This is a genomic window from Pseudomonas sp. GD03862 (assembly GCF_029840855.1).
GTDB classification, from domain to species: Bacteria; Pseudomonadota; Gammaproteobacteria; order Pseudomonadales; family Pseudomonadaceae; genus Aquipseudomonas; species Aquipseudomonas alloputida.
Genome location: NZ_JAOCDI010000002.1, coordinates 38,513 through 50,502 on the forward strand (window position 1 = coordinate 38,513; position 11,990 = coordinate 50,502).

An 11,990-nucleotide genomic window follows, 5' to 3' on the forward strand; every position below is an offset into this window, starting at 1 on the left:
TCCCTCGCTGCCAGCCCGCCACCGACCCGCGCATGCGCAGGACCGACCGCAGCCAACAACTATCTACCGCACCCCGGCGCCTTGATCAGCGTGGACTATCTCCCCCCACAAAAGAGATGGTGACCATGACAACCCCGACACCGTTGCATCAAAGCCAGATAACCCGATCGTTACCGAAATGGAGCAAGGCGCTCCAACCCACGCATACACGCAAAGTGGTGCAGAGCCTGTACAAGGAATATCTCGATGAAGATGGCAGCCCTTACGCGTGGTATGCCACTGCCGATGAGCCAACGCGTGAGCAGTTGCACAACGCATTGCAAACCCGTAACAAACGGCTGGCGCAAGTCAAACAGGCGCTGGGCGAGTTCAAGGACATCATCGCGTTCTGCGGCCCGCTGTTGACCGAGCGGTTGAAGCTGAATGTGCCTGTAGACAGGGCGCAGTATGTCTTCCAGCCCTTTGAGTCAGAGGCCAACATCTGGGTCGGCGTTCCCGATGTGGAAACGCCTTTGGTCCCGGACGTGGAAGCGGATGTGCTGGCTACTCGCCCGGTCGGCCAGCCGCAAACACGCAGCTTGCTGGAGGCTGCCCTGCACAACTTCGAGGGGCTGGACGAAGTAGGCCCCTACAGCAGGCTCACCAACGCCGCTGGCAGCGACACGCCCCTGGCAGGCCTGACGATGGCGGACTTCGTCAGACATTGTCGGGCGCTGGACCTTGGCAAACGTTATCAAGACCATCTGCTTGCAACCCATGAAGGCGCCAATCGCGCTGAAATCCAGCGCCTGTCGATTGCAGCGAACCGTGAGGCCTTGAGGGTCCAGGCATTGATCGCCAAGCTCAAAGGCCTGCTGAGCGAGGCCGGGCTCGATGCGCTTGGGCAACTGTGCGACGGCAAGTCTCACCCCACCTATGAAAACGAGGCGTTGCATTGCTGGCACTTCAACCTGTTCGATATCCCCGTCCACGAAATACTGTTCATCGGGCCAGACAACCCTTACCGCACGAACCCCTGCATTGTGTATGTCCCTGGCGACAGCGAGCACCCGGTAAGGGAGTTCGCTTCTCGTCAGGAGGCGGGCAAGCACCTGCGCAGCCGGCTATTGCAAAGCGAGTTTCGCCGCGCCTTGGTGCATTTCGCCTACAAGGACAGGCAAAAAGAACTTGCCGTAAAGCTGGAAATTGCGCTGTTCGAAGAGGATGAAGCGGGCATACGCAAACCCCGAATCATGCCAGTGATCCCTTTCACGCTCTCGCCAATCCGAACCGACCCTTGGACGAACCTATACAACGCACACCTTGCGCGCATGAAGGCCGACGCAAAAACCATTGCAGTCCCTACCGCCGAAGTCGACGCCAACGCCCGCAATGAGCGTCTGAAGTACTGGTTCGACCTGGGGATGAACGTGCTGAATGTCGCCGCGTTCTTCGTGCCGGGGTTGAACACGGTCATGCTAGGCGTTTTTGCTTACGACCTGATGAGCTCTGTTTTCACCGGATTCGAGGCCTGGGAAGAAGGTGATACCCGGCAGGCGCTGGCGCAGCTGGAATCATTGGCCATCAACGCGGGCGTGATTGCCGGCTTTGCAGTGGGCACCAGGATCGTCCAGGCGTCTGGCTTTGTCGATGCACTGAAAAGTGTATGGCATGAAGACAAGGAAGTGCTTTGGCACCCCGACATGAAACCCTATGCGAGCACGGCGGCTATTCCTGAGGAGGCTCAACCCGATTTGCTCGGCCATGTGCACGTCGACGGGAAGACCTACCTGAAGCTGGATGGGACCCTGTACGAGGTGTTTCAGGGCGCTGATCAGCAATGGCGCGTGCGCCACCCCGAGGATGCGCAGGCCTATGCCCCACGCTTGCTGCATCATGGTAACGCCCGTTGGCAACTGGCCCATGAACAGCCTCTGGAATGGGACCGTGAACAGCTTGCGCGCCGCCTCGGCAGCCATAGCGCAGGCCTGGACGACAGCGAACTGGACCATGCCATGCGCACTACCGGTACCGATCCAGACGTGCTGCGCCGTGCCCAGGCAGCGGGCCTGCGTCCACCCGCTTTGTTGCTCGACGCGCTGCAGCGGTTGCAACTGGACAATCAGACCCAACAGATCATCAACTGCGTACGCCATGGGTTGCCGCTGGCTGCGTACAAGAACTTTGCCTTGCCTGAGTTGCTGCGCCTGCCGGGGTGGCCAGAGGGACGCGTGCTGAAGGTTTACCAAGGGCCAGAACCCTGGGGCGAATCGGTGCGCTACGGCCCCCCTCACACGCTGGGCCATACAGAAATCGAAATTACCCGTACCGACCTGGACAATGGCCAGTTGAGCCAGACCGTGCTGGATCAGATGGATGAAGAAGCCATTGAGCAGTTGCTCGGTGACACACCCACTGAGCACCGATCGTCCGCACTGAACAACAAGCTCGCGCAACACCTGGAACAGCATCGCGAGGCGCTGTTCGAGAGCCTGCAACAACGACGCCGTCCCACACACCCACCCACTGCACAAACCCTCGCCCGGCAGTTTCCTGGGCTGCCGGACAGTGCGCTTGAAGAATTGCTTGCCAACCTCAGCAACACCGAACGGGAACGCCTGACAAACGGACGGGTGCCGCTTCGCGTTGCCGAGGAAGCACGTCTTCTGCAAGCTCGAGCGCGGCTTGACCGCGCCCTCCTCGGCCTGTTCAGGCCCAGCCTGGCCAACGACGACAGTCTACGCATCAAGCAGGCGCTGCAAGCCGCGCACCCGCAGGCTGAACCGGCCCGGTTGCTGCAACTTGCCCTTGGTGATCGCCAGCACTGCGCCTCACTGCTTGGCCAACAGCCCATCAACCCCAGGTTCCGCTCCCCTTTGCGATTGGCCAACGGCCAGCTGGGCTATCCCCTGAGCGGCCGTGGCCTGCAGGGACGAGCCTTGCCGGCTGCACGTCGACTCCGGGCGCTCTACCCCGAACTCAGCAGCGAGCAAATCACCGGGCTACAAGCCGAACTGGCTCGAGGAGGCGACCTGGGTAGTGCGATCAACCAGCTGGAGGTCGAGCAGCGTACTCTCAACCGAGATCTCAACCGTTGGGTAAGCACCGCCCGCACCCTTGAAGAGCGCTTTGATCGCCAGCAATGCACCGAGCGACTGATGAGCGCTTCCCGCCGTGAAGGTGGCGCGCAAGCCGAAACACTGGTACTGGACCGTATGCAGCTCGAAGCGCTACCCGCTTTCACTGCACGCATGCCGCATATCCGCAATCTCAGGCTCGAGGGGCTGCAGATGCGGCGCCTGGAGGGCAGCTTCCTGGCAAACTTCCCTAACCTGGAAACCCTGGAAATCGTCGGCAACCCGGACATCGATGCCGAGACATTGTTCGAGGCGCTCAGGTCGGCACCGCGGCTACGCGAGCTGGGCCTGACCGACAATGGCCTGACCACCCTTTCACCCACCGCCCAACAGGCCATCGGAGCAATGCCCGGCTTGCGACTCCTGTGGCTCAGCCGCAACCGGCTGCAACTCGACACCACCAGTTTGGGCTTCCTGACGCGCTTGCCCCTGGATGCCCTCGGCCTGGCCCACAATCAAATCACCCTCGACGAAAGCCTTGCTGCCCAGTTTCAGGACATGATCCACCCCGTACTACTGCACTTTTCAGGCAACCCACTGCAACTGGCACCCGACCTGCGCTTCATGGCCCGTCTTGTCCACCTGGAGCTTGAGCGTTGCGAACTGCAGCAGTGGCCCGACAGCCTGACCGTCCTGATGAGCCAGCCCCAGTACCAACTGCGCTATCTGAACCTTTCGTCCAACCGCATTCGTACCCTGCCAGACTTGCCTGGTGTGCTGCGTACCCCTTTTGCCCGCGATGTCGCCGCGCACTTGCCGGAGCGCCGTTGGCTGTTCAACTACAACACCCTGGAAGCCCAGACACGTGCACGCCTGGGCAGCAGCGGCGTCAACGTCTTCGAACACGCAGAAGACGTGCCACTGTGGCAAGGCGTTTTCCGTGGCGAGGCGAGCAATGCCGAGGAGCAGCTGTGGAGCGACCTGTTCGACCAAGGTGAAAACGCAGCGCTGCTGGGCGTACTCGAACGTCTTGCCCAGTCGGCAGAAGCGCAGCGTGATGGCGAGGCCCTGAGGGCGCGCGTCTGGAAGCTGCTGGATGACGCTGCCCACGACACCGTGCTGCGTGAGCGCCTCGCCACCGTGGCCGGCGACTTCCCGCCAACCTGTGGCGACGCGGGTGCCGACGCGTTCAGTGCCTTGGAGATAGAAGTGCTGGCCCACGAAGCCGCAGCCGTCGCCGGCAGTCGGCCGGCTGATCTACTGAGCCTGTATGGCAAGTTGTATCGACGCAGTCAGGTCAATCAACTGGCCGATCGCATCAGCTGGAGAAGGTCCTTGCGCAAACAGGCGCTGCTCGACGGGGCCTTCGATGAAAACCTCCCCCCCTACGATGAGCTCGACGACCCCTCAGCCTTTCCGGACAGCGAACTTCAAACGGGGCTGGTGGACGATGTGGAGGTACGTTTGGCCTTGCGCCAGTCGTTGGCCAGCGCGCTGGACTACCCCGAGCCGAGCCGAGGCATGCTGTACCGCAATACGGCCAGAATCAACGACACAATCATCGAAATGGTGAAAGCTGCGGTCCTTTCCCTGGACAGGGATGCCATCGCTCGGGAGCAATGGTTGACCCAGCAGCCGGGCTGGGTCGAGTACTTGAAACGAGAGCATGCGGCACAGTTCAGCCTGATCACCGACTTCTGGCGGCCAGGCCTTGATTACCTCTATTACTGCCTGGATGAAACCGCCGAGCCGGTGACATACCTGGACAGCTCGGTGCGACGAGCCTTGGCCAGGGTCATGCCTGAAAGCCCGGTGGATGCTGACGGCAGGCTGCGTCGCGTGGTGCTCAACGAGCAGCAGTATCGCCAGGGCGTTGACGCGCTGACTGCCGAGCAGCAGCAGGTTGAAACCGGTCTGCTGACCAGCCTCACCCGCCAGACGCAAACAATCGGCCGCTGACCCCACTCACTGCCCGCGCAGGTCTTCGAAGAAGGCCTGCTTGCCGTCCACCTGGCTGGACGCCCGTGGGGCCGCTGCGGCGTCACCATTGGCGGCCTCCACGTGCCAATAGCAGTGCTGTACTGCACGGGTCACCGCCACGTAGGCCAAGCGCTGCACTTCTTCCTTCTGTGCCGTATCGAACGGTTGGGCATCACCTGCCTTGCCCAGCCCGGCCTGGCGGTATACCTGGTTCTTGTAGGGTGAGCTGGTCAGGTACTGGCAGTCACCCAGCATGAATACCGCATCGGCCTGCAAACCCTTGGCACTGTGATAGGTCAGCTGGCGCAGCCGGCGCTGTTCGGCCGGTAGCGCCGCCTCGGCGTGCAGCACGCTTTGCAGGTGCTCGTTCATCAAGGCCCGGTCACTGCCCTTGCGGTACAGCATCATGACCGTCTCACCCCGCTGGTAGTGCTCGACAAGCGTTTCGCCCAACGCAGCCTCGTCACGGTCGAACACCTTGACCGGCGAGCCGGGCAACTCGGCCGCCGGGCCACTGGCGCGGGCTTTCTTGCCGGCAATCGCCGGGGTGCCCTTGACCAGGTGCTCGGCCGCATCGATCACCTGTTGCTGGCAGCGGTAGTTGTCGACCAGCATCACCCGCGTGTTGGCCGGCGACGGGAACGCCTTGGTGAACTCCATGAAATACTTGGGCGAACTGCCACGCCAACCGTAGATCGATTGCCAGTCGTCACCCACGCACAGCAACGACGAATGCTGGGCATGGCGCCCGGTGTGCATGGCCGGGCCGCGGCGCCGTATTTCAGCGAGGCTGGCACGCAACCAGCTGACGATCTGCGGCGATACGTCCTGGAACTCGTCGATCATCAGGTGCGCCAGCGGCCGCAGCAACGGATCGGGCAGCAGGCGCAGGTTTTCCGGGTTGTTCTCGCCAAACAGGGCGAACATGCGGTTGTAGCTCATCACCGGCGGCGACTGGTCCAGCAGGTGCGCTTCCAGGGCCTTCCAGTACAGCGCCAGAGCCTCGAAGAACAGTGCATCGCTATCGCCGGACGGGAAGCTCATCGCCGCCACCGCATTGTTCACCTCCAACCCAAGGTTTTCGATGAAATTGGCGGCACTGACGAACGCATCCAGCAGCGGCGCCGGGGCCAGTTCGCCCTTGACCTTGTACTCGAAGCCAGGACCGGCCACGGCATCGCCCGCCAACGATGCCGCCAGGCGCCTGGCCATGGCGTAGTTGTCGAGCCAGATCAGCGGCCTGTCGCAGAACGCCTGCAACAGTGTGCGCTTGACCGCCCACTCGGCACGCACGGTCAGCTTGGCGCCGGGGCGCTGGTATTGCGCGCTTTGTGCGGGGTCGAAGCCCAGCACCACCAAAGGCCCCTGGCCTTCCAGGCGGCCGTGCACATGGAAGCGGCTGCCACGGATGTCGACCGTTTCGCGGCAGGGCTCGATACCCTTGATCGGCCAGACGCCGGCGGCAAACCACAGGTCCTCGATCACGTCGCACAGTTCTTCGTCGCGCTGGGCGGCCAATTGGGTCACCTGTGCGCGCTTCTGCACATCGGGGTTGTTCGGGTCCAGCGGTTTCAGTTGCAAGGCTTCGCTGCGCAACTGGCCGACCAGCTCGGCAAAACGCGGGCTCTCGCCCAGCAAGCTGCTGTAGCACTGGTTCAGCTGCTGGCGCTGGGCATCGTTCAGGCGCAGGTCGAACGGGTTGCTGTCGGCCTCGGCCTCACGCCCCGCAGGCATCTCGTGGCCCAGTGTTTCAAATGCACGCACCTGGCCGAAGCCCGGCAGGCTGCGCACCAGCGGCAGGATGCGCGAATGGAACGTGCGCACCAGCTCGCGGGCCTGCACAGGCTGCAGGTTGATCTGCCAGAGGGCGAACACCTGCAGCAGGCGCTTGATGAAGTCCTTGCGCGATTCGCGGGTGAAGGTGACCACGGTCATCGCATCCAGCTCGTAACCCAGGTAATGACGCAGCAGCAGGATGCGCAGCACCAGCGACGTGGACTTGCCTGCCCCGGCGCCTGCCACCACGCAGGTAGACGGGGTGTCACTGAAGATCAGCTTCCATTGCGCGGCGCTGGGCTGGGCTTCGGCGGGCAGACGCTGGGCGACATCGGCCTTGAAGCGCTTCTTCAACTCGGCCGTCAACGGCAGGCGCCAGTCGTCGAACAAGTTGTCATCCTGGCCTGGCACGGCGGCGCTGTCGGGGCGCGTATCGCGTATCACCAGCACCTGGCGCCCCGCTTCATAGCCCTCCACCCGACCACGCTCGAACCCTTCACGCACGCCATCGGCATGGCCAGTGCGCTGGCCTGTGGCGTGGCCGAGGAACCACGAGTCGCGGTGCTGGGCTTGCAGGCGAGTCAGGCCACGCCCCAGCAGGCGGGCGGCCAGGCGGCGAAACCAGGGCAACTGGGCAGGAGGGGTAAGGTCGGCGGGGGCCAGGGGTTGCTCGTGGGCCACGGTCACTCCGTTGAAATTCAAAACAGCAGGCATGTTCGCCGCATCGACGAAAAATCGCCAGCGAATGCTTGCAGATCAGTGGATTAGGCGATGAAGCGAATAAAACGCCGCAGAAAAAGCATCTATAAATCAGATTGTTTTAAGCCGATATTTACGCTTATTTTCGATGTTTCGATAGCGCATCATGGCGTCATTCCACTGATTCAAGGAGCACGACCATGCTGCAACTGCGACCCTTCGAAAGCCTCGGCCACGCCAACCATGGCTGGCTCGATGCCCACCACCATTTCTCGTTTGCCGAGTACTACGACCCGGCACGCATGCACTGGGGTAACCTGCGGGTTTGGAACGACGACCTGATCGCGGCCGGCAGCGGCTTCCCACCGCACCCGCACCGCGACATGGAAATCATCACGTATGTGCGTGAAGGCGCGATCAGCCACCAGGACAGCCTGGGCAACAAGGGCCGTACCGAAGCCGGTGATGTTCAGGTCATGAGCGCCGGTACCGGCATCGTGCACAGCGAGTACAACCTGGAAGATATCGATACACGTATTTTCCAGATCTGGATCGTGCCGGAGCGCACCGGTGAAGCACCGCAGTGGGGTAGCCGGCCGTTCCCCAAAGGCGAGCGCGGTGAGGGCTTCGTGACCTTGGCCAGCGGCCGCGCGGGTGACGAGGACAGCCTGCAGATCCGTACCGATGCCCGCCTGGTGGCTGCCACCCTGCGAGCCGGTGAAACCGCCGAGTACCGCTTCGATGCCGAACGCCGGGGTTACCTGGTGCCGGCCAAGGGGCTGGTGGAGATCAACGGATTGCGGGCCAAGGCGCGCGATGGCGTGGCGATCGAGCAGGAAGCGGTGCTGCGGGTGACCGCCATCGAGGACAGCGAGATCGTGCTCGTGGATGTGGCCTGAAAACCAGGCCTGTGACAATCCATGTCGCAGCACAAGGCGGCTCCCCTGGAACAACCGCTAACCCGTCGGTTTAGCAGTGTTTCGTGGGGGCTGGCTTGCTGCGCTGGAGCTCCCGGCTATCGCAAGCAGCGATCATGCATTGGCGCCATCAGCCAGCCTGCACTAGCGTTGTGCTACCAGCCAGCCCAACGTTCCTGCGGAGCACTCGATCATCATGCCGGACCTGCGCCCGAACCCGACGCTGTGCCTGGCGTACCGTGCCGAACAGCCCATTCACCACGCGTTCATCAAGCAGGCCAGCCGCTGCCCGGCGGCCATTGCCATCATTGGCCAGCACACAACCTGCAGCTACTCCCAACTGGAGCAGATCAGCGCGGGCATTGCCGCGTTTCTGGTTAAAAACGCCGCCAGCGGCACCGATCGTGTGGTCATCGTCACCCGTCGCAGCGCCGCCCTGGTTTACGCCATGCTCGGCTGCCTGCGGGCCGGCCTGGCCTTCACCGTGGCTGACGCCGCTTACCCAGCCGCACGTATTGAGCAAATCGTCAGCACCCTGAAGCCTGCGGTGATACTGCGCTGCGCCGAGGCCACCGTCGACGTCGGCCAGCCCAAGGTCGTCACGGTGCCTGAAGCCCCCGCTGAAGCGCTGCAGGCCTTCCCTCGCCAACCTGTCGCGCTGCCCACTGTCAGCCCTGAGCAGCCGGCCTACATCACCTTCACCTCGGGCAGCACCGGTGAGCCCAAGGGCATCGTTACCCACCACGCACCGCTGGTGCACTTCATCGACTGGCATGTGCGCCAGCACGGTTTTACCCAGGCCGACACCTTCTCGCTGCTTTCTGGCCTGGGCCACGACCCGGTATACCGCGACGTGTTCACACCACTGTCGCTGGGCGCGACCATTGCCTGCCCGGCCCAGTCGACCCTGACCGACCCCTCACGGCTGGCCAGCTGGCTTCACCAGCACGGTGTGAGCGTGATCCACCTCACACCGCCGCTGGGCAAGCTGATCGAAACTGGCGCACATCTGAACGGCCAGGTTCTCGACCACCTGCGCTCCCTGTTCTGGGGTGGCGATGCACTCAGCCCGACGCAGTACCAGCAGGTCCGCGCCATCGCACCGAATGCCGTCAATGTGAACTTCTACGGCACCACCGAAACCCCACAGGCCATGGCTTTCCACACCCTCGACCCGGAAATGGACAATGCCCGGGTGCCCTTGGGCAAAGGCATTGCCGATGCACAGTTGCTGGTGGTCAACCCGGCCAACCAGCTGGTCAACGAGGGCGAGACAGGCGAAATCCTGATCCGCAGCCCCTACCTGTCGCGGGGATACTGGGACGACCCGGGGCTGACCGAAGCCAAATTCATCGCCAACCCGTTCACCGCTGACGCGGCCGACCGCTGTTACCGCACGGGTGACCTGGGCACCTATCTGGCCGATGGCAGCGCCCGTTTTCTGGGGCGTGCTGACAGCCAGGTGAAAATCCGGGGGCATCGCATCGAGCTGGCGGAAATCGAGAACGCCATCTGCCGTCACCCGCACATAGGGCAATGCGTTGTCCTGGCCAACCACGAGGGTGCATCGACCCGGCTGGTGGCTTATTGCGTCGCGCAGCAGGCCATCCGTGCTGACGAACTGCGCCAGGCCCTCAGCAGCCAGCTGCCTGACTACATGGTTCCGGCGCTGTTCGTGTTCCTTGATGCCCTGCCGCTCACCCCCAACGGCAAGGTCGACAAACGCGCGCTGCCTGCGGCATTTGACGACAGTATCAACCCACCGTTGTCACCCTTGGCCGAAAAGCTGAGTACAGCCTGGGCCCGCATCCTCCAGGTACCGCGCCTGGACGCCAGGTTGAGCTTTGTCGAACTGGGCGGCGACTCGCTGTCGTTCGTGCAGGCCTCGCGTGTGCTGGAGGCGCTTATCGGTCACCTGCCTGAACGTTGGGAAACCCTGCCGGTGTGCCAGCTGGCCGAGCTGAGTGCGCCGCCCAAAGGCGCGTGGCGGGTAATGGAAATGCCGGTGTTCATCCGCATGCTCGCCATCATCCTGATTGTGGTCGGCCACCTGGGTGATTTCGACCACTGGCCGATACTCGGCGAAACCTCGGTGCTGTTCCTGGTCTCCGGCATCGCCCTGGCGCGCTTTCAGCTCAAGGCCATCGAAGCGCGTGGCGATGCACGCACGCTGCTCAGGCCACTGGCAGCCATCGTGGTACCAACACTGTTGTACAGCGCATTGATCCAGCTGGTATTCGCCCGGCTGCACTGGCAATCGCTGCTGCTGGTTTCCAACTGGTTCCCCGCCAGCGAGGTCAGCCTGTTCAACTATTGGTACATCGAAGTGTTGGTGCAGATGATCGTGATCATTGGCCTGGTGCTGTCGATCAGGCGCGTGCGCCAGGTGCTGATTGCCGACCCGTTTCGCTGGCTGATCATCGCTGCCTGTGCACTGGTGGCGCTGGATGTGCTCCTCAACCAGTTCGTATTCGACGCCAGCGCCCTGCTCAACCGGGTGCCCCAGCACTTCCTGGCGGTGATGGTACTGGGCATGGCCGTGCACCATGCCGACACGACCTCACGCAAATGGGTGGCCAGTGCAGTGGCCGTGCTGGTGGTTGGCGAGTTGGACCTGATGGCGCTTGCCGGTGTTGGCTGGCAAGCGTTTACACACTATGTCGACATCGCCCTGCCAGCGATGCTGGCACTTGTCTGGTTCCGCTCGGTGCCGGTACCCGCCCTGGTTGCACGGGCAGGTGCGGTGATCGCTTCGTCAACCTTGTATATCTACCTGACGCATTTCCAGTTCGAGTCGGTAGCGGAGCATGTTTTCAGGCACCCGCTGTTCGAGATAGCCCTGGCACTCGCTGGAGGGGTACTGGTGAGCTATTGCTGGAACACCCTGTTGCGTCTGCTGTTTACCCGCAGGCGCAAGCAGCATCAGGCGCGTGGAGCCGATCCAGCTGAACGCGCCACCTCTGCCTGAACGAAGATGACCCGCCAGCGCATGCACTACTCGCGTCCGGCCAGTTCAGCCAGCACCTCGGCCGAGGTGGTGACCTGGCGGAAGTGGTGCTTCCACAGGTCGGTACCCAGCTTGCCCGAGCGGTCCAGCGACGACCCTATTGTCATGTCTGTCACCAGCGTGGGCATCAGCCCTGCATCGAACAGGGCAAAGCCGGCGGCCAGCACGCAGGTTTCGGTCTGCAGCCCACACACCAGCACCCGCTCTACACCCAGTTGCCGGATGTACTCGATAGCTTCGGCACTTTGCCCATAGCCATGCTTGACGAACACCTGGTCGGCCTCGACCAGGCTCTCGTCCTCGGCCGCCGGGTGCCAGCCGAGCTGGCGCTCGAACGGCGTGACCTGTTCATCGTGCAACTCGACCGAGGCTATGGTGGGAATGTTCGCTGACAACCGCCGCAAACCATCGACCAGCCACTCGGGCGGGCTGAAGGTGGACTGAACATCGACGATGAGCAAAACCTGGCGCATGGGCGGATTCCGGCACGGGCAAAAGGCGCGGAGTATAACGCGAAGCAACTGCCGTGGTCGCTGGACAAGCCCGAGGCAACAT

General features: G+C 62.8%; 5 protein-coding genes. 3 read left to right on the forward strand and 2 right to left on the reverse strand.

The features are described 5' to 3' along the window. Positions 1-125: 125 nt before the first annotated feature. Positions 126-5,015 carry an NEL-type E3 ubiquitin ligase domain-containing protein gene (locus N5D53_RS01625; protein ID WP_347881661.1) on the forward strand — a complete coding sequence of 1,630 codons (4,890 nt, stop codon included), beginning with the start codon at positions 126-128 and terminating at the stop codon, positions 5,013-5,015. A 6-nt stretch (positions 5,016-5,021) separates the two neighbouring features. Here N5D53_RS01625 and N5D53_RS01630 read toward each other — a convergent pair whose 3' ends face one another. Then, complete coding sequence (locus N5D53_RS01630; protein WP_266024311.1) at positions 5,022-7,526, reverse strand: UvrD-helicase domain-containing protein; 2,505 nt, start codon at positions 7,524-7,526, stop codon at positions 5,022-5,024. A gap of 185 nt (positions 7,527-7,711) precedes the next feature. Between N5D53_RS01630 and N5D53_RS01635 the strand changes: the two genes are divergently transcribed. Together N5D53_RS01635 and N5D53_RS01640 are read left to right on the forward strand one after the other, a co-directional pair. Then, the gene (locus tag N5D53_RS01635) at positions 7,712-8,410 is read left to right on the forward strand and encodes a pirin family protein (protein ID WP_010953491.1); all 699 of its coding nucleotides are present in this window, start codon (positions 7,712-7,714) and stop codon (positions 8,408-8,410) included. A 214-nt stretch (positions 8,411-8,624) separates the two neighbouring features. Then, positions 8,625-11,396: an amino acid adenylation domain-containing protein gene (locus N5D53_RS01640; protein WP_190869142.1), complete on the forward strand. Its 2,772-nt coding sequence runs from the start codon at positions 8,625-8,627 to the stop codon at positions 11,394-11,396. A 26-nt stretch (positions 11,397-11,422) separates the two neighbouring features. On the opposite strand, the gene N5D53_RS01645 is transcribed toward N5D53_RS01640, so the two are convergent. Beyond that, positions 11,423-11,908, reverse strand: coding sequence for an isochorismatase family protein (locus tag N5D53_RS01645; protein WP_020190308.1), 486 nt, complete (start codon positions 11,906-11,908; stop codon positions 11,423-11,425). Positions 11,909-11,990: the final 82 nt, after the last annotated feature.